The 16,847-nt window shown below is 67.2% G+C and carries 21 protein-coding genes; all 21 read right to left on the reverse strand.

Features of this window, described 5'->3' with window-relative positions; translation table 11 throughout:
* The coding region (locus AB1346_03300) for an Hpt domain-containing protein (GenBank protein MEW6719455.1) at positions 1-443 on the reverse strand (443 nt) is incomplete at its 3' end.
* 16 nt (positions 444-459) lie between these two features.
* A complete protein-coding gene (locus AB1346_03305) occupies positions 460-849 on the reverse strand; it encodes a chemotaxis response regulator CheY (GenBank protein MEW6719456.1) in 390 nt (129 codons plus the stop codon).
* Positions 836-1,234 carry a response regulator gene (locus AB1346_03310; GenBank protein ID MEW6719457.1) on the reverse strand — a complete coding sequence of 133 codons (399 nt, stop codon included), beginning with the start codon at positions 1,232-1,234 and terminating at the stop codon, positions 836-838. The genes AB1346_03305 and AB1346_03310 overlap by 14 nt, the downstream gene beginning before the upstream one ends.
* Positions 1,231-2,058 (reverse strand): protein-glutamate O-methyltransferase CheR, encoded by an 828-nt coding sequence (locus tag AB1346_03315; protein MEW6719458.1) that lies wholly within the window; start codon positions 2,056-2,058, stop codon positions 1,231-1,233. Before AB1346_03315 ends, AB1346_03310 begins: the two co-directional genes overlap by 4 nt.
* A complete protein-coding gene (locus AB1346_03320; GenBank protein MEW6719459.1) occupies positions 2,055-3,518 on the reverse strand; it encodes a HEAT repeat domain-containing protein in 1,464 nt (487 codons plus the stop codon). Before AB1346_03320 ends, AB1346_03315 begins: the two co-directional genes overlap by 4 nt.
* Positions 3,519-3,564: 46 nt before the next feature.
* Positions 3,565-4,311, reverse strand: coding sequence for a FliA/WhiG family RNA polymerase sigma factor (locus AB1346_03325; protein ID MEW6719460.1), 747 nt, complete (start codon positions 4,309-4,311; stop codon positions 3,565-3,567).
* On the reverse strand, positions 4,308-5,132 hold the full coding sequence (locus tag AB1346_03330) for a MinD/ParA family protein (protein MEW6719461.1): 825 nt from the start codon (positions 5,130-5,132) through the stop codon (positions 4,308-4,310). Before AB1346_03330 ends, AB1346_03325 begins: the two co-directional genes overlap by 4 nt.
* A gap of 20 nt (positions 5,133-5,152) precedes the next feature.
* Complete coding sequence (gene flhF / locus AB1346_03335; protein MEW6719462.1) at positions 5,153-6,274, reverse strand: flagellar biosynthesis protein FlhF; 1,122 nt, start codon at positions 6,272-6,274, stop codon at positions 5,153-5,155.
* Complete coding sequence (gene flhA, locus AB1346_03340) at positions 6,264-8,291, reverse strand: flagellar biosynthesis protein FlhA (GenBank protein ID MEW6719463.1); 2,028 nt, start codon at positions 8,289-8,291, stop codon at positions 6,264-6,266. The genes flhF and flhA overlap by 11 nt, the downstream gene beginning before the upstream one ends.
* Complete coding sequence (gene flhB / locus AB1346_03345; GenBank protein ID MEW6719464.1) at positions 8,288-9,325, reverse strand: flagellar biosynthesis protein FlhB; 1,038 nt, start codon at positions 9,323-9,325, stop codon at positions 8,288-8,290. The genes flhA and flhB overlap by 4 nt, the downstream gene beginning before the upstream one ends.
* Positions 9,326-9,328: 3 nt before the next feature.
* The gene (gene fliR, locus AB1346_03350) at positions 9,329-10,090 is read right to left on the reverse strand and encodes a flagellar biosynthetic protein FliR (GenBank protein MEW6719465.1); all 762 of its coding nucleotides are present in this window, start codon (positions 10,088-10,090) and stop codon (positions 9,329-9,331) included.
* A 3-nt stretch (positions 10,091-10,093) separates the two neighbouring features.
* Positions 10,094-10,363: a flagellar biosynthesis protein FliQ gene (gene fliQ / locus AB1346_03355; GenBank protein MEW6719466.1), complete on the reverse strand. Its 270-nt coding sequence runs from the start codon at positions 10,361-10,363 to the stop codon at positions 10,094-10,096.
* A complete protein-coding gene (gene fliP, locus AB1346_03360) occupies positions 10,360-11,004 on the reverse strand; it encodes a flagellar type III secretion system pore protein FliP (GenBank protein MEW6719467.1) in 645 nt (214 codons plus the stop codon). Before fliP ends, fliQ begins: the two co-directional genes overlap by 4 nt.
* Complete coding sequence (locus AB1346_03365) at positions 10,997-11,314, reverse strand: flagellar biosynthetic protein FliO (protein ID MEW6719468.1); 318 nt, start codon at positions 11,312-11,314, stop codon at positions 10,997-10,999. Before AB1346_03365 ends, fliP begins: the two co-directional genes overlap by 8 nt.
* The gene (fliN, locus tag AB1346_03370; protein ID MEW6719469.1) at positions 11,311-11,691 is read right to left on the reverse strand and encodes a flagellar motor switch protein FliN; all 381 of its coding nucleotides are present in this window, start codon (positions 11,689-11,691) and stop codon (positions 11,311-11,313) included. The genes AB1346_03365 and fliN overlap by 4 nt, the downstream gene beginning before the upstream one ends.
* Before the next feature lie 17 nt (positions 11,692-11,708).
* The gene (gene fliM, locus AB1346_03375) at positions 11,709-12,677 is read right to left on the reverse strand and encodes a flagellar motor switch protein FliM (protein MEW6719470.1); all 969 of its coding nucleotides are present in this window, start codon (positions 12,675-12,677) and stop codon (positions 11,709-11,711) included.
* Positions 12,674-13,201 (reverse strand): flagellar basal body-associated FliL family protein, encoded by a 528-nt coding sequence (locus AB1346_03380; protein MEW6719471.1) that lies wholly within the window; start codon positions 13,199-13,201, stop codon positions 12,674-12,676. The genes fliM and AB1346_03380 overlap by 4 nt, the downstream gene beginning before the upstream one ends.
* A 158-nt stretch (positions 13,202-13,359) precedes the next feature.
* Positions 13,360-14,466, reverse strand: a complete 1,107-nt coding sequence (locus tag AB1346_03385; protein MEW6719472.1) for a GGDEF domain-containing protein — start codon at positions 14,464-14,466, stop codon at positions 13,360-13,362.
* 167 nt (positions 14,467-14,633) lie between these two features.
* Complete coding sequence (locus AB1346_03390; GenBank protein ID MEW6719473.1) at positions 14,634-15,917, reverse strand: flagellar hook protein FlgE; 1,284 nt, start codon at positions 15,915-15,917, stop codon at positions 14,634-14,636.
* Between the two features lie 31 nt (positions 15,918-15,948).
* The gene (locus AB1346_03395; protein MEW6719474.1) at positions 15,949-16,377 is read right to left on the reverse strand and encodes a flagellar hook capping FlgD N-terminal domain-containing protein; all 429 of its coding nucleotides are present in this window, start codon (positions 16,375-16,377) and stop codon (positions 15,949-15,951) included.
* Between the two features lie 13 nt (positions 16,378-16,390).
* Positions 16,391-16,847 (reverse strand): flagellar hook-length control protein FliK (locus AB1346_03400; GenBank protein MEW6719475.1); only part of this gene is annotated, 457 nt, incomplete at its 5' end.

Genomic DNA, 16,847 nt, shown 5'->3' on the forward strand with positions numbered 1-16,847 from the left:
GGGGACGCCGCGGGGGCCGTTTCGGCGCAGGGCTCGACGCTCCCGGGGGCGCCCGATGCCTCCGCGAGAGCGGCGTCCAGCTCCGCGAGGAGGGGGGCGATGTTCTCGTTCAGATCTTCCCCGTGCTTGACGTGGCCGATGAGGACCCGGAGCGTGTCGACGCTCCGCAGGATCGCGTCCACGATCCGCTTCGAAAGCGCGATCTCGCCTTCCCGGAGCCGCTTCAGGATGTTCTCCGACGTGTGCGCCACGTCCACCACGGGCTGGAAGCCCAAAAACCCTGCCGCTCCCTTCAGCGTATGCACGCAGCGGAAGATGTCGTTGAGGATCTCCTTGTCCTCCCCGTTCGTCTCCAGCTCGACGAACAGGGGGTCGATCCGGTCCAGCGACTCCTCCGCCTCGGTCACGAAGTCGGTGATGATTTCCTGCATGTCGTCGCTCATGGCGCCCTCTCCGGAATTAAAGCTTCGCGAAGATCTTCTCGATCTTCTCCTTCAGGATCTCCGCCGTGAACGGCTTCACGACGTAGTTGCTCACTCCCGCCTTGATGGCCTCGATCACCTTCTCCTTCTCCGCCTCGGCCGTGACCATCAGGAACGGCAGGCTCTTCAGCTCGGGGTCGCTGCGGACCTTCTGCACCAGCCCCAGGCCGTCGAGGTTCGGCATGTTCCAGTCGGAGACCACGAACCCGAACCCCCCTCCCTTGAGCTTCGCGTATGCCTGCTCGCCGTCCTCCGCCTCGGTGATGTTCTCGTAGCCGAGCTGCTTGAGAAGGTTCTTCACGATCCGTCGCATCGTCACGAAGTCGTCGACGACGAGGATCTTTTCCTTGTAATCAAGAGTCGCCATGCTGCTTCCCTCCCTTCTGGAAAATCTCGCTGACCATCTGCCGGATCTTCGCCGCCACGACCTCGGCCGTCGCCGGCTTGGTAAGGTACCCGTCGGCTCCGGCGGTGATGGCCCGCTCCTTCTCTTCCTCGTCGGTTTCCGTCGTCAGCATCAGGGCCGGTATGCGGGACGTGCCGGGATTCGACTTCATCGCCTTGAGGAACTCGATCCCGTCCATGTACGGCATGTTCAGGTCGGTCAGGACGAGCTGGAACGTCTCGGAGCCCAGCTTCTCGAGGGCGTTCAGGCCGTTCTCGGCGGTCACGACCTCGAAGCCGCTTCCCTTCAGGTAGAGGCTCAGGAGCTTCCGCGTGGTCTTGTCGTCGTCAACGATGAGTATTTTCATGATCCCGCCTTCTGGTAGAGGACTACCCTGTCGATGACCGTCGGCTGGAGCGCCCGCGTGACGTTGTGCAGGCTCTCGGAGGTCCCGACCATGAGGAACCCGTTCGGAGCGAGGGCGTCGTACAGTAGGGACACCGCCTTCCGTTTCGAGCGGTCGTCGAAGTAGATCAGGACGTTCCGGCAGAAGATCACGTCCGCGTCGCGGACCGCCCGGACCGACTTCTCGTCGATGAGATTGATGTTCATGAACTTCACCGTGTTTCGCAGCGACGCGTCGAACTCGTACGTCTCCCCCGCGCTCCGGAAATACTTCTGCTGGTAGTAGGGCGGCACGATGCGGACGGCGTAGGAGGAGTAGATCCCCCTCCGGGCCGACTGCAGCACCCCTTCGCTGATGTCCGAGCCGATGATGTCCGCGCGGACCGTCGGGGCGGTCTCCTTGAGGATCGCGGCGACGGTGTACGGCTCCTCGCCCGATGAGCAGGCGGCGGACCACACCCGGATCTCCTTGTTCCGCTTCCGGTCGAGGACCCGCGGCAGGACGTGCTTCGTGAAGACGTCGAACTGCTGCGGCTCCCGGAAGAAGTACGTTTCGTTCGTGGTGACCGCGCCGAAGAGGACCTTGAGCTCCCCGTTTCCGTTGGAGCGGAGGAACGGCAGATACTCGTCGAACCCGGAAAGCTTGTTCTCCTGGATCCGGCGCGAGAGCCGGTTCTCCAGAAAGTACTTCTTGCTGTCCGGCACGAAGATGCCGGTCTGGGCGTAGATGTAGTCCCGCAGGTCGCGGAAGGTGCCGTCCTGGAGCGAATACGCGGCCTGGTTCATTTCCACAACTCGTCGGCGGGTTCCTCCGCCGTGTCCGGCGGGCCGAGCGCGCCGCGCAGGAAATTGTCGTAGATCTCCCGCTCCCGCCCCGTGAAGGAGGCGGCGGCATCGGACAGCCCGTTCGGGTCGAGGGCGGACAGCGCCCGCACGGTTTCCTCCGCGACGTCGGGGTACGGCTCCTTCCGCAGCAGCACCAGCAGCGGCCGGAACGCCTCCCGTTTCCCCAGGGCGCCGAGGGCGGCCACGACCGCCTTGCGCACGTGCCCGTCCGAGTCGTTGAGCGCGCCGATGAGGCCGTCGAGGGCGCTTTCGTCCCCGATCCGCCCGAGGGCGCAGGCCGCGGCCCGGCGGACGTCCCGCACGTCGTCCTGCAGGCGGGAGACCAGGCCCGGCACGGCTTCCCGGACTCCGAGCTCCCCCACGACCTCCGCCAGGATCGTCTTCCCGCGGAACCGCAGCGACGGATCGATCAGGAGGGGAGGCAGCTCTTCCGGGCGCCCGCAGCGGAGCAGCAGCTCCTTGATGGAGCGGAGGAGCTCCTCCTCGTCCGGCCGCGTGCCGTCGAGCGATCCCGCCTTGTCGTAGATCTTCAGAAGAATATCGCGCCCGGCGACCGCGACGAGGCCTCCCAGCGCGACGAGCCGGTCCTCCCACTCCGCGTCCTCGTCGAGGAAGATCCCCAGCAGGTCGTCGGGGTAGCCGTCCCCGGGAAGCGGGACTCCGATCCGGAGCAGGCTCACGAGCGCGATTTCCCGGTCGTTCCGGTCGGCCTTCCCCAGGTGGGCCAGGAGGGCGTCGCTTGCCCGCCGGGAGCCGATCGCCCCCAGCGTCTCGATCGCGGAGCGGCGGGTGGCCGGCGACGGGTCGGAAAGCAGGCCGAGGATCGGCTCCACGACCTCCTCGTCCCCCAGCAGGCTCAGCGCCTCGAGAACGGTGAACCGCACCCACTCGATGTCCTTCAGCCCCGCGATGAGCAGCGGCAGCGCCTCCCTGCACCCGAGCGTCCCGAGCGCCTTGGCGGCGGCGCCGCGGACGTTGGGATTGGTATCGGAGGCGAGCCGCATCATCAGCGCGGGCGCCTGGTCCCTCGCCCCGGCGTCCGCGAGCAGCTCGATCGCGAACTTCCGGACGTCGTCGTCCTTGTCCTGGAGCAGCGGGGGAAGGTGCTGAACGGCGGGTTCGCCGATCTCCTTCAGGATGACCATCGCGGTGTTCCGGAAGAACGCCTGCTCCCGGAGCAGCGGCAGGACCATCCAGGCCGTGACCTCCCCCCCGATGGAGATCAGGGAGCGCGTCGCCGCGTCCTGGACCCCCGGGTGGGCGTCCCGCAGCGCCTGGATCAGCGGGTAGACCGCCCGCTCGTCCCCGCCGGCGAGAGCCTCCGCGGCGCCCCTCCGCTTCGAAACGTCGGGACTCTTGAGGTTTTTCAGCACTCTCGAGGAGATCTGTCCGCTTTTCATAGTTCTCCTTATCGGTGGAAAACGGGAATTCTTAAGGAATCTTCGTTCATGCTCCCACCCGGCACTCCCCGAAACGGGATTTGCATCGCAGCAGCGCCTGCCCGTGGAGCTGGGAGACCCTCCCTTCCGTCAGGCCGAGCACCTTCCCGATCTCCTTCATCGTCAGCTCGTCCCAGTAATAGAGCGAAAGGACGAGCCTTTCCTTCTCCGGGATCTCCCGGATCACTCCGGCCAGGAGCTCCTTCATGGTCGACTTCTCGAGGAGCGACAGGGGATCCCTCCCCTCCGAGTCCGGGATGCTCTCCAGGAGGCCGTCCGGGCCGTCGTCGCCGCCGCGCCCGGTGAAGTCCTCGTAGCGCAAGTGGAGGGCCGACCCGTTCTCCCGCAGGATCTTGTGGTACTCCTCGAGCGTCACGCCGAGCGCCGCGGCCACCTCGAAGTCCTCCGGAAAGCGCCCGAGGAGGTGCTCGAGCCGGGTGTGGGCGCTCTTCATGGCGTTCACCCGGTCCCGGACGTTCCTCGGAAGGGTGTCGGCCGCCCGCAGCTCGTCGAGCATCGCGCCCTTGATGCGGTGCTCGGCGTAGGTCTTGAGCTTCACCGTCCCCTCCCGGAACCGCTTGAGGGCGTCGAGGAGCCCGACCACGCCCGCGCTGACGAGGTCGTCCTCCGACATCCCGGCGGGCAGCCGCCAGCCGAGACGGCGGGCGGTGTACCGGATGAACGGCAGGAATTCCCGGATGATGCCTTCCTTCCGATCCGCTTCGCCGAAGTCGTCGCAGGTCGCTGATTTCATCTGGCTTCCCCCGTCATCTGGAAGAGATTTCCCATGAAGAACTGCAGTCCGCCCTTCGCGTCCTCCCGCGCCGGCTCCGCGAACCGGGACGCGAGCTCCCCGAGCGCCAGGGAAGCCGCCGCGTCGGGGTACATGTCGACGAACGGCCGCTGCGCCCGGACCGCCTCGTGGACGGACTTGTCGTACGGCAGGTAGCCGAGGTAATCGAGGGAGACGTTCAGGAACCGGCCGGCCGCCACCGCCAGCTTCCGGAAGACCTCCTTCGCGTCCGCGGGATTGCGCGCGGAGTTGACGAGGATGCCGAATTCCTTCTCCTGGTAGCGGGTGAAGAGCACCTTGATGAGCGCGTACGCATCCGTCAGGGCGGTGGGCTCCGGCGAGGTGACGATGACGATCTCCCGGGACGCGATGCAGAAGAAGGCGACGTTCTCGGAGATCCCGGCGGAGGTGTCGATGAGGAGGACGTCGATGTCGCCGTCGTACTCCTCGAACTCCTCGAGGAGGCGCATCCTCTGGAACGCGTCGAGGTGGGTCAGCTCCTGCACCCCGGACGAGGCCGGGAGCACCTTGATCCCGTGGGGTCCTTCGATGATGACGTCCCGCAGCCGCTTCTCGCCGCGGATGACGTGCTGGATGTTGTAGCGCGGCGCGAGCTGGAGCAGGATGTCCACGTTGCTCAAGCCCAGGTCGGCGTCCAGGATCAGGACCTCCTTCCCCATCTTCCGGAGGGCGATCGCCAGGTTCGCGACGACGTTCGTCTTGCCGACCCCTCCCTTTCCGCTGGCGATCGTGATGGTCCGGACCGATTTCCTGTTCCGCATGTCGCCTCCCCGTATCCGATTCAGGCCTGCGCGCAGGCCGCCAACTCCGGTTCCGCCGGGTTCTCCGTGAGCACCATCTCGAGCACCTTCCTCCGGCTCGGGAAGGAGATGTCGCCGGGCACCGTCTGGCCGGTCGTCAGGTAGGCGATCGGCTTCCCGCACAGGGCGGCCACGTTGTAGAGCGCCCCGTACCGGACGGCCTCGTCGACCTTGGTGATGCCGACGCAGTCCACCGGAAGGCGCGAGTACGCTTTCCAGGCCTGCTCGAGGAAGTCGTAGTCGCAGGTCGCGCTGATGAGCAGGTGGGTCTCGACGGGGACGCCCGCCTCGTAGATCGGCGAAAGCTCGGAAAGGAATTTCCCGCCCATGGGGTTGCGCCCGGTCGTGTCGATGAAGACGACGTCCTTGTCGGAGTGGCGCGCGACGCACGCCTTGACCCGGCCCGCGTCCGGCGCGATCTCGAGCGGGATTCCCATCAGCTTCGCGTAGATCCGGATCTGCTCGATCGCCCCGATCCGGTAGCTGTCGAGACTGACGACGGCGGCCCGCTTCCCGACCCGGGTCGCCTCCGCGGCCAGCTTCGCGACCGTCGTGGTCTTCCCGACGCCGGTGGGGCCGATGAGCATGACGACCTTGCCGCTTTCCGGGCCGCCCTCCCGCACCCGCACCCCGTCGAGCATCGCCCGGGGGATCTCCTTCAGGCTGTCCGCCTTCCCGCAGAGGGTCCGCGCGTGCTCCTCGCGCACGCCGCGCCCGCGGAGGAAGCGCAGGACGTCCCGCCGGCCGGGAGACATCGTTGCGTCGGCCGCCTCGGCCCGCGCCGTCTCCAGGTATTCCCGGATCGTCCCGACCTCGGCCCGGACCTCCGTCAGCGCCCGCCGGAGATCGACGATCTCCCCGCTTGCGGGGAGAGGCTCCGCGGCCGCCGGCGGGACCGGGGCGTCTTCCGCCGCAGGGAAAACGAGCCGCCGGAGAGGCGGAGCCTCCGCGGCGTCGTAGTCGACGGCCGCCTCCACCCGCACGGACGGCGGCAGCCCCTTCTTCTCCTCGGTGGACAGGATCACGGCGTCCTCGCCCATTTCCTTCTTCACCTGGGCGAGCGCCTCGCGGAACGACTTTGCGTGGAACGTCTTAATTTTCATACTTCACCATTCCCACGGTGGAGATTCGCGCGGAGGCGGATACCTCGGCGCTGGAAAGGACCGGGATGGACGGGGCGAACTTCTCGAGCAGCCTGCGCAGGAACCGGCGCACCTGCAGGGAGCAGAGGATCACGGGCTGCGCCCCCTTCGCCTTGACCCCCTCGAGGCACCCCTCGATCCCCCGCAGGAGCCGGCTCACGACGTCGGGGCTCATCGGCTCTCCCCCCATCGCCCGGGTGAGGGCGCTCTCGAAGCGCGGGTCGAGGGAGATGACCGAGATGACGCCGTCGGGGGCGGCGAACTGCCGGGTGATGTACCGGGAGAGCCCCTGGCGAACGTGCTCCGTCATCAGGTCGATGTCCTTGGTCGTCGGCGCGATGTCGAGGAGCGTCTCGAGGATCGTGACGATGTCGTTCACCGGGACGCGCTCCCGGAGGAGGTTCTGGAGCACCCGCTGTACGCCGCCCAGGGTCATGTGCGTCGGGATGAGCTCGTCGACGATCCGCGGGTAGACCTTGGCGATGCTGTCGAGCAGGCTCTGGACCTCCGCGCGCGTCAGGATCTCCCAGCTGTGGCGACGGATGATCTCCGTGAGGTGCGTCACGATGACGGTCGCCGGGTCGACGACCATGTGCCCCTCGAGCTGCGCCTTCTCGACGTTGCGCTCCTCGATCCAGCAGGCCGGGAGGCCGAACGCCGGTTCCTTGGTCGGAATGCCGCCGGACGGGGTCCTGCCGTCCGGAGCGACCGCGAGCCGGTACCCCATCATCACTTCCCCGCGGGCGACCTCGATCCCCCGGATGATGAAGCTGTACTCGTGCGGCCGAAGCGACAGGTTGTCCTTGATGTGGATGGAGGGGACGACGAAGCCCATCTCCTTGGCCACCTGGCGGCGCATCGACCGGACCTTCTGGAGGAGCTCCCCGCCGGACTCGTCGACCAGCGGGATGAGGCCGTAGCCGATCTCCAGGGCGAGGGCGTTGACCTCGATGAAGGACTCGATGCGCGGCTCCTCCTTGGCCGGCGTCGCGGGCGCCTCCTCCGGGGCCGCGGTTTCCCGGTGGAGGACGAACGCGATGCCGCCGAGCGCGGCCGCCATCAGGAGCAGCGGCACGTGCGGGAGGCCCGGGATGACCCCCAGGACGCCCAGGATCCCGCCCGAGGTCGCCAGCGCCTTCGGGTTCAGGAGGACCTGCGTGGCGATGTCGCGCCCCATGTCGCTGGACGATCCCGTCCGCGTGACCACGATGCCCGCCGCCGTCGAGATGAGAAGCGCCGGGATCTGGGCGACCAGCCCCTCGCCGATCGTCAAAACCGTGAAGGTCCGGGCCGCCTCGGCCGCCGGCATCCCCATCTGGAACACGCCGATGACGAAGCCGCCGACGATGTTGATGCCCGTGATCGCGATGCCCGCGACGGCGTCGCCGCGGACGAACTTGCTCGCGCCGTCCATGGCGCCGTAGAAGTCGGACTCCCGGCCGACCTCCTGGCGCCGCCTGCGGGCCTCGGCCTCGTTGATCATCCCCGCGTTCAGGTCGGCGTCGATCGCCATCTGCTTGCCGGGCATCGCGTCGAGGGTGAACCGCGCGGCGACCTCGGCGATCCGGCCGGCGCCCTTCGTGATGACGACGAAGTTGACCACCACGATGATGAGGAACACGACGAAGCCCACGACGTAGTTCCCGCCGACGACGAAGCTGCCGAACGCCTGGATCACGTGCCCCGCCGCGGACGGCCCCTCGGATCCCTTCAGGAGAATGAGCTTGGTCGACGCGACGTTCAGCGACAGGCGGTACAGGGTCGTCATCAGCAGGAGGGACGGGAAGACGGAGAAGTCGAGCGGCCGCTGGAGGTTCACCGCGATCACCATGATGACCACGGCCAGGGCGATGGACACGGCCAGGAAGACGTCGAGGAGGAAGGTCGGGAGCGGGACGAGCATGACGCCCAGCAGGACGACCACGCCCAGGGCGACCATGGCCTCGCCGCGCTTCTGGAGGTATTCGAGCGCGTTCATACGGCCCTCCGGTTCCGGGTGAAGATCAGGGCGAGGATCTTCGCGACCGCGCGGTAGAGCTCTTCCGGCACGCAGGCGTTGAGGTCGACCTTGTAGAGGCTGCGCGCCAGCGGCTTGTCCTCGACGATCGGGACTCCGTGGCGGCGCGCGATCTCGCGGATCCTTTCCGCGACGAACCCCGCGCCCTTCGCGACGATCTTCGGCGCGGACATGCTTTTCCCGTCGTACCGGAGGGCGACGGCGAGGTGCGTCGGGTTGGTGATGACCACGGTCGCCTTCGGGACCTCGCTCATCATCCGGCGGCGCATCAGGTCCCGCATCAGGCTCCGGATCCGCGACTTGACCATGGGGTTCCCCTCGAGCTCCTTGAACTCCTCCTTCACCTCCGTCTTGGTCATCATCAGCGACTTCTCGTGGCGCCACCGCTGGAGGAGGTAGTCCAGGAGCCCGATGACGAGGAAGAGGGAGAAGCCCGTCAGGAGCGCCTTGAGGACCGTCGCGCCGGAAATCGCGAGGATTTCGGCGAAGTCGAGCCGCAGCAGCCTCGGCAGGTCGGCGATCTCCTTCCGGATCACGAGGTACGCGACGTACGCCCCCGCGCCGAACTTGAGGAGGTTCTTCCCGAACTCCGCGAGCCCCTGGGCGGAGAAGATCCGCTTCAGCCCCGCCGCGGGGTTGAGCTGGGAGAACTTCAGCTCGAAGGGCTTCGGGACGATGCCTCCCTGCGCGACGCTGCCGGCGACCGCGAAGGCGGCCCCGGCCAGGAGGAACGGGAGGAGGAGGGCCAGCGTCTCGGCCCCGGCGGCGCGCATCGCGCCGAAGGGCTCCGTTCCGTACTGCAGCGACAGCAGCCGCCGCATCATCCCCGAAAGGTGCGCCGTCGCGCCCCCTCCCCAGAACGCGATCGCCAGGATGATCCCGCCGGTCGAGGCCATCGAGACCAGCTCGCGGCTGCGGGCGACCTGCCCCTGCTCGAGCGCCTTCTGCCGCCGCCGCCCGGTCGCCTTCTCTGTGCGGTCGTGCCGGTCCGACATCCGCTACCTCCCCCCCGCCGCCAGGACGCGCCCCATCTCCGCGCGCAGCTCCGCGAACGACCCGCCGATCACGGCGACGTACGCCGGCAGCGCCAGCAGGAGGATGAGGAACCCGACGGCGATGTACAGCGGGAACCCGATGAAGAAGATGTTGATCTGCGGTGTCGCCTTGGAGAGGAAGCCGAGCAGGATGTGCAGCGTCACCATCCCGACGAGGACCGGGGCGGCCAGCTTGACGGCGAAGAGGAAGAGCCGCCCCACGATCGCGACCGCCTCCCCGGCGAGCGCGCGGACGTCCCCCCCGCCGGGCGGGACCAGGTCGTAGCTGCGGACGAAGATCGCGATGAGCTCGTGGTGCGCGTCCGTCACCAGGAACAGGAGCGTGGCGACGATGGCCAGCAGCCGGGCGATCTCGGTCGACTGTCCGATCTCGGGATTGAAGACGGTCGCGATGGAGAGCCCCATGGCGTCGCTGACCATCTGCCCCGCGATCTCCACCCCGAAGAAGACGGAGCGCACGGCCAGCCCGAGGACCATCCCGAAGACGACCTCCCGCACGACGAGGACCGCGGCGCCGTCCTCCGCCGGGCGGAGGTCCACCACGGGCGCGAGCAGCGCGGCGATCGCGACCGCCAGCCCGATCCGGAACCTGCCCGGCAGGTTTTTGCTCCCGAGGACCGGAAGGAACGCAAGGAACACGCTCGACCGGAGCAGGACCAGGAGGAAGCCGGGAAAGAACCCGGAGATGGCCGCGGCGGCGGGCATGCCCTACCTCACGTACATCGGGATGTTCTCGATGATCCGGGTCGTGAACCCGATGAGCACCGACGCCATCCACGGCAGGAACAGGAACAGGCACGCGAAGACGGCCAGGATCTTCGGGACGAAGGTGAGCGTGAAGTCCTGGATCTGCGTCACCGCCTGGAGCAGGCTGATGAAGAAGCCGACCGCGAGGCTCACCAGGAGCACGGGCGCGGCGGCCAGCAGGAACGTCCGGATCGCGTCGCCCGCGATCTCCCTGACGAATTCCGGGGTCATTGGAAGCTCCGCACGATCGATCCGACGATGAGGTTCCATCCGTCCACGAGGACGAACAGGAGCAGCTTGAAGGGCAGCGACACCATGACCGGCGGCAGCATCATCATGCCCATCGACAGCAGGACGCTGGCCACCACCATGTCGATGATCAGGAACGGAAGGAACAGGAGGAACCCGATCTGGAAGGCGCTTTTCAGCTCGCTGATCGCGAAGGCGGGGACGAGCACCCGCATCGGGAGGTCCTTCGGAGCCGCGGGGGGGGTCTCCTTCCCCAACTTCAGGAAGAGGGCGATGTCCTTCTCCCGCGTCTGCCGGAGCATGAAGGACTTCACGGGCGGCTCGGCGCTCTTCAGCGCCTCGGTCAGCGTGATCCGCTTCTCGAGGTACGGCGTGACCGCGTCGCGCTGAACCGCGTCCACGGTCGGGTACATCACGAACAGGGTGAGGAAGAGCGAGAGGCCGATGACGACGGGGTTCGGCGGGATCTGCTGGCTGCCGATGGCCTGCCGCAGGAACGAGAGCACCACCACGATCCGCGTGAAGGACGTGAACATCACCAGGATCGCCGGCAGAAGCGACAGGAAGCTGACGACGAGGAACACCGTCAGGACGGGGTTGTCCATGCGCAGCGCGCTATCCATCGAGCCGGTCCTTGATCTTCCGCAGGCGCGCCACCCGGTCGGCGGACGCGGCCGCGGAGCCGTCCTCGATCCCGGAGGCGTCGAGCACCCGCAGCAGCCTGAGGTCGGTGTTCGTGACGCCGAGGATCAGGACCTCGCGCCCCACCCGGACCGCCGCGACGCCGCGGCGCGGCCCGAACGGCTGGTACGCGACGAGGCCGAGCAGCCCCGGGATCGCCGGCTTCTTCTTTTTCCAGGCCCACGCCGCGGCCCCGATCAGCAGGAGCACGAACGCGAGGGCGGCTCCGGTCTGCAGCAGGAGGTCGGTCATTTGAGATGCTTGAGCCTCTCCGCCGGGCTGCTGATGTCGGTCAGCCGGACGCCGAACTTCTCGTTGACGACCACGACCTCTCCCCGGGCGATCAGCTTCTCGTTGACCAGCACCTCCATCGGCTCTCCGACGAGCTTCTCGAACTCGATGACCGAGCCCTGCCCGAGCTGGAGGAGGTCCTTGATGAGCATCCGCGTCCGCCCGATCTCGACCGAGACGACCAGCGGGATGTCGAGCAGGAACTCGATTTCCCGGGGCCCCTTCTGCTTCCCCTCGTCGAGCACCTCGGCGAAGGCCGCCATCTGCGCCGCCTCCTCCGCCGACAGCGCCTCCGCCGCCTGCGCCGCCTGCGCCGCCACTACGTTTTCTTCTTCCATCTACGGCCTTCCTTTCTTCAGAGGGTCTCGGTGATCTTGATGGCCTGGTTCCCCTTGCGGCAGCCGGGGAGGCCGCGGTACTTGGGAACATCCTCGACCTTGACCAGGAGCGGGTCCTCCTTGTGGATGCCGAGGCTGATCACGCTCCCCGTCTTGAGCGCCATGATGTCGCCGATCGAAAGCTCGACCCTGCCGATCTCGCCGGTCAGGTGGACGCGCGTCTCCAGGAGCTTCTCCTTCATGTCCGCGAGCCAGCGCTCGTCGACCTCGAACCGCTCCGCCTGGAAGCCGGAGCAGAGCTTCTCCTTCAGCGGCTCCACCACCGAGTACGGGATGCAGAAGTAGATCTTCCCGGTGAAGTTCTCGAGCTCGACGTTGAGCTGCACCTTGATGACGATCTCGGCCGGCTGGACGATCGTCACGAACTGGGGGTTGATCTCGTTCCCCACGTACTCCGGCTCGAAGTGGGTGATCCCGGCCCACGAGGCGGCCATGTCCGCGAAGGCGCTCTCCATGATCTTGCGGATGATCTTCTGCTCGATCGCCGTGAAGTACCGCCCTTCCGCCTTGACGTACTGCACCGTCGAGCCGCCGAAGAAGCACTCGACGAAGGCGAACACCATCGGGGCCTCGATGATGAAGAGCGAGAGCCCCTTGAGCGGCTTCATCCGGAACAGGTTGATGTTCGAGGGAAGCGGCAGCGTCTTCATGAAGTCGCCGAACTTCATCAGCGTGACGCCGTGGACGTTGACGTCCACGAACCGCCGCAGGATCGTCGTGATGGAGTTGCGGAAGGTCCGCGCGAACCGCTCGTTCGCGATCTCGAGGCCGGGCATCCGGCCGCGGATGATCCGCTCGTGGCTGCGGAAGTTGAAGGCCTGCGTGCCGTCGGGGGCCTCGGCGTCGCCGCCGGTCCCGATGTCGCCGCTCTGGACTCCCTTTAATAGGGAATCTATCTCGTCTTGAGAGAGGATCTCGTTCGTCATTGCATCACGAAGTCGGTGAAGTAGAGGTTCCGGAAAACCTCTTTCCCGAAAAGGCGGTTGGTCCGGAGGAGGATCTCGTCCTTGAGCTGGATCTTCCCCTCGGTGCTGGCGACGTAGTCGTAGGCCTGGTTGCCGATGAGGGTGATGACGGCGTCCCGGAGGATGGGGACCTTCTCGACGACGGCCTTCTCCTCCACTCCGCCCGCGAGCTCGAACTGCATCGTCACCTTGAGGTACCGGCCGGGCTCGGACAGGTTGACGACGAACGGGTCGACGGAGAAGAGCACGACCTTGCCGTCCTGCTTCGCGGCCTCCGCCTTCGCGGGCGCGCCCTTTCCCTTCCCCTGCGAAAGCAGCGTGTACCCGAAGTACCCTCCCGCCGCAAGGGCGACCGCGGCGATGGGGGCGACGATCAGGAGGAGCTTCGACTTCTTTCCGCCTTTCGCCGCCGGCTCTCCGCCCTTCTCTTCCTTTCCCGCCTCTTCCGCTTCCGCGGGCTTCGTTTCCGGTTTCTCTTCGGCCATCGCGCCTCACCTCCCTGTTATTCACGGGACAATCAAGGACCGTGCCATCTGCCGATCATAGGATTTCCTCAGGAATTTCGAATAGAAAGGGAGCGGGACGGGGCGTTTCGGTCAAAGAAATGACTTGCGGGGCGGATTTTTGAAGGGAGCGGCGCCGTTCAGTTGACCCCGACCGCGCAGTCGACGTGCGGCTCTGCCACGCGGACCCGGTCGCGCCCGGCGCTCTTGGCCTGGTAAAGGGCCTCGTCCGCGCGGAACAGGAGCTCTTCGCGCTCGATGCGGGAAAGCGCGCTGCAGTCGGCCACGCCCACGCTGATCGTGACAGGGGCGCCGGACGGGCAGATCCCGCAGGTATCCCGCTTGACCGCGGCGCGGACGCGCTGCGCCAGCATGGCGGCGCGCTGGGAATCGGTCTCGGTCATCAGGACGACGAACTCGTCGCCGCCGTACCGGAACACGTAGTCGATCTTCCGAAGGTTCGCCGACAGGATCCTCCCGACATCCCGCAGGACCCGGTCGCCGACCTGGTGCCCGTAGGAGTCGTTGATCCTCTTGAAATTGTCGATGTCGACGAAGAGCAGCGACAGGTTCCGCTCGTGCCGCCGCTGCCGCTCGAACTCGCGCTCGAAGATGTTCCGGAAGGAGAGCTGGTTCAAAAGCCCCGTCAGCGCGTCGTGATTGGCCAGGAACCGGATCTTCTCCCGTTCCGCGTGCTTGTGGAGGAACAGGCCGACCTGCCCGGCCACCGATTCGACCAGCGCGTCGATCCGGCTGCCGTTCCCCGGGCCGGCCCGGAGCCCGACCGCGAGGACCCCCAGCAGCTGCCCGCCGTGGCACAGCGGCGCTTCCTTACGGCGCGCTTCGGGCGCGGCGGAACTCCGGCCGTCGGCGGCCGGCAGGCACGCGATCCGCCGGATCCGGAATTCCCCTTCCTGCGCGCGGATGCGGTACCGGGAGGCGAGCGTTTCCGACCATTCCCTCGCCACGGCCGAGGCGTCGCTCCGCTCCGTCGTCTTCGACACGCTCCCGTAGGCGATGCGGACGACGGGCCCCTCGGACAGCGTCACGAGCTCGAGCGACGACAGCGGGGCGAGGAAGCCGAGCTCCTGCCCGAGTCCCTGGAACATTGCATCCGGATCGCCGTGCGCGTGAAGCGTTTCCCCGAACCGCAGGAGCCACCCGAGGTCCCGGTTCGCGCGGACCAGCCGCTCCACGGTGCGCCGCATCGAGGCCGTGTCGTCGGTCTTTTGCCTGCTCCGTCCCATCCCGGCCTCCGTCACCGCCGCGCGGAATCGCACGGACCGGTTAACTGCATTTAGCGTGCCGGTGTGGAGGCATCGATGGTTCTTGTTGTTTTTCATTGGGTTATGAGCGGCGCCCCGGGCCGGGGTCCCGACGGAGCCCCGGCCCGGGTCAAACGGTTGACCCTCCGTTACCTCTTGAGGTTGACCACTTCCGCCAGCAGCTCGTCCGTCGTGGTGATGATCCGCGAGTTCGCCTGGAATCCCCTCTGCGCGGAGATCATGTTGACGAATTCCTGCGCCAGGTCGACGTTGCTGAGCTCGAGGGTGTTGGAGGCGATGTCGCCCAGCCCCGAGGTGCCGGGGGCGCTGACGACCGGCTGGCCGGAATCCGTCGATTCCCCGTAGAGGTTCCCGCCGAGCTTCACGAGCTCGGTGGGAGCGTTGAACTTGGCCAGCGCGATCTGCCCGATGAGGCGCGTCTGCCCGTTCGTGAAGATGCCGGTCATCTCGCCGGCGCCGGAAATGGTGAGGCTCTCGAGGGCGCCCGACGCGTAGCCGTCCTGGTCGATGGCCAGCACCGCGAATTCGGAGGAGTACTGCATCGACGCCGTGTGGTCGAAGTCGATGACCTGGTTCTGGGTCACGCCGCCGCCGAAATCGAACTGGGGATTCGTGCTCGTGGCCGAAGTCAGGTTCCCGGCCGTATCGAAGGCCAGCGTGGTGACCACCGCGGCCGGCGTCGCCGCGCCGTCGTTCGCCTCGATCAGCTCGCCCGCGTTCGCCGGGTCCCCGTACACGTAATGGGCCTGCCAGGTGTTGGCTGCGGTCTTGGCGTAGTAGAGGGTGACCTGGTGCGGCCCGCCCTGCGAATCGTACATCGTGAGCGTGGTGGAAGAGTTGTAGTTCGCGGGGTCGTCCGCGATGCCGTCGCCGTTCTCGTCGAGGGTGAAGGCGGACGTCTGGACGGCAGCCCTGCCGTCGAGATTCACGGAGATCGCCGCGTCGCCGGTCGGGTTCGCCGGGCTCTGCGTGGCGATCAGCCGGAGGTCGCCGATCGTGCCGGTGAGGTTGCCCACCGCGTCGGCCACGTATCCCTGGAGCCGCAGGTCGGCGGGAGTCACGATGTAGCCGTCCTGGTCGATGGAGAAGCTGCCGGCGCGGGTGTAATAGTTCGCGCCGTTCTCGCTCACGACGAAGAAGCCGTCGCCGTCGATCGCCATGTCGAGGGAGTTCTCGGAGGTCTCCAGCGACCCCTGCGTGAAGAGGGGGGACACCTCCTGGACGTACACGCCGCGCCCCACCTGGGCGGCGCCCGCCACGCCCGTGACGGAGGCGCTGAGGACGTCGCCGAAGGACACGTTGGACTTCTTGTACCCCACGGTGTTCATGTTCGCGATGTTGTCCGCGATGACGGAGAGCTCGGTCCCGCTGGCGTTCATCCCGCTGACGGCCGTCTGGAGCGAAGTAAGCATTTTCTTTCCTCCCTGGAAAAGGTCCGGTGGTTTACTGGATCGACTTGATATCGCCGAGAGCGACCTTCGTCTTCCCGTCGACGACGAGATAGGTCGCGTCCGAATCGTAGGAAACGCCGGTCACCGTCCCGGTCGCCGTCTTCGGGACGCCGTCCTCCGAGCCCGCCTCGTAGCCGACCTTCCTGCCGATCAGGCCGGTGAGGTAGGCGTTCTGGAGCGAGTTCTGGGAGGCGGCGAGGACCGCGACGCCGTCGTTGATCTGCGTGAGCTGCTCGAGGGAGCTGAACTGCGCCATCTGCGACGTGAACTCGCTGCTGTCCAGCGGGCTCAGCGGGTCCTGGAACCGGAGCTGCGTGACGAAGAGCATCAGGAACTCGTCCTGTCCGACGGTCTTCTTCGTGGAGGTCGTGGCGGTGGAATCCGTCACGCCGCTCACGCCGTTCAATCCGGATACGCTCATGGCTTCTCCTTCCTCAAACGAATAGGTCTACAAGACCGGCGGGCCGTGCGGCGGCCCGGACGGGCGCGGCCGCCGCGCCCCGGGCATCGTCGTTCTTCTGAGAGGACGCCGCGGCCTTGCCGGACGGCGCGTCGCCGTCCCGTCCCCCGTCCCGCTTCAGCGATACCGTGAATCCCCCGACGGCCAGCCCGTCGCGGGCCAGCGTTTCGAGGATCTGCGGGAGGCTCCGCTCGATCGCATCGCGCCCCGCGGGGTCCGCGGCGGTGATGTTCGCGTTGACGACGCCCTTGTCGAGCACGACCTCGATCTCGAGCTTCCCGATGCCGGGAGGGGAAAGCGTAACTTCCACGGAGCGGTCGCCCGCGCGGGTGATGACGAAGGCGTTCTCGCCGACCTGGAGCGTCCTCGGCGCGGGCGCCTCGGCAGGGGCAGCCGCAGCGGGGCGCGCCGCGGGCGCAGCGCCGCGGCCG

The sequence above is a fragment of the Thermodesulfobacteriota bacterium genome, assembly GCA_040758155.1.
Classification (GTDB): Bacteria; Desulfobacterota; Deferrimicrobia; order Deferrimicrobiales; family Deferrimicrobiaceae; genus UBA2219.

What these genes read in the sequence shown, in the direction of transcription:
- AB1346_03305 (MEW6719456.1), bottom strand. Translation starts at nt 849, where the DNA reads ATGGCGACTCTTGATTACAAGGAAAAGATCCTCGTCGTCGACGACTTC.
- AB1346_03310 (MEW6719457.1), bottom strand. Translation starts at nt 1,234, where the DNA reads ATGAAAATACTCATCGTTGACGACGACAAGACCACGCGGAAGCTCCTG.
- AB1346_03315 (MEW6719458.1), bottom strand. Translation starts at nt 2,058, where the DNA reads ATGAACCAGGCCGCGTATTCGCTCCAGGACGGCACCTTCCGCGACCTG.
- AB1346_03320 (MEW6719459.1), bottom strand. Translation starts at nt 3,518, where the DNA reads ATGAAAAGCGGACAGATCTCCTCGAGAGTGCTGAAAAACCTCAAGAGT.
- AB1346_03325 (MEW6719460.1), bottom strand. Translation starts at nt 4,311, where the DNA reads ATGAAATCAGCGACCTGCGACGACTTCGGCGAAGCGGATCGGAAGGAA.
- AB1346_03330 (MEW6719461.1), bottom strand. Translation starts at nt 5,132, where the DNA reads ATGCGGAACAGGAAATCGGTCCGGACCATCACGATCGCCAGCGGAAAG.
- flhF (MEW6719462.1), bottom strand. Translation starts at nt 6,274, where the DNA reads ATGAAAATTAAGACGTTCCACGCAAAGTCGTTCCGCGAGGCGCTCGCC.
- flhA (MEW6719463.1), bottom strand. Translation starts at nt 8,291, where the DNA reads ATGAACGCGCTCGAATACCTCCAGAAGCGCGGCGAGGCCATGGTCGCC.
- flhB (MEW6719464.1), bottom strand. Translation starts at nt 9,325, where the DNA reads ATGTCGGACCGGCACGACCGCACAGAGAAGGCGACCGGGCGGCGGCGG.
- fliR (MEW6719465.1), bottom strand. Translation starts at nt 10,090, where the DNA reads ATGCCCGCCGCCGCGGCCATCTCCGGGTTCTTTCCCGGCTTCCTCCTG.
- fliQ (MEW6719466.1), bottom strand. Translation starts at nt 10,363, where the DNA reads ATGACCCCGGAATTCGTCAGGGAGATCGCGGGCGACGCGATCCGGACG.
- fliP (MEW6719467.1), bottom strand. Translation starts at nt 11,004, where the DNA reads ATGGATAGCGCGCTGCGCATGGACAACCCCGTCCTGACGGTGTTCCTC.
- AB1346_03365 (MEW6719468.1), bottom strand. Translation starts at nt 11,314, where the DNA reads ATGACCGACCTCCTGCTGCAGACCGGAGCCGCCCTCGCGTTCGTGCTC.
- fliN (MEW6719469.1), bottom strand. Translation starts at nt 11,691, where the DNA reads ATGGAAGAAGAAAACGTAGTGGCGGCGCAGGCGGCGCAGGCGGCGGAG.
- fliM (MEW6719470.1), bottom strand. Translation starts at nt 12,677, where the DNA reads ATGACGAACGAGATCCTCTCTCAAGACGAGATAGATTCCCTATTAAAG.
- AB1346_03380 (MEW6719471.1), bottom strand. Translation starts at nt 13,201, where the DNA reads ATGGCCGAAGAGAAACCGGAAACGAAGCCCGCGGAAGCGGAAGAGGCG.
- AB1346_03385 (MEW6719472.1), bottom strand. Translation starts at nt 14,466, where the DNA reads ATGGGACGGAGCAGGCAAAAGACCGACGACACGGCCTCGATGCGGCGC.
- AB1346_03390 (MEW6719473.1), bottom strand. Translation starts at nt 15,917, where the DNA reads ATGCTTACTTCGCTCCAGACGGCCGTCAGCGGGATGAACGCCAGCGGG.
- AB1346_03395 (MEW6719474.1), bottom strand. Translation starts at nt 16,377, where the DNA reads ATGAGCGTATCCGGATTGAACGGCGTGAGCGGCGTGACGGATTCCACC.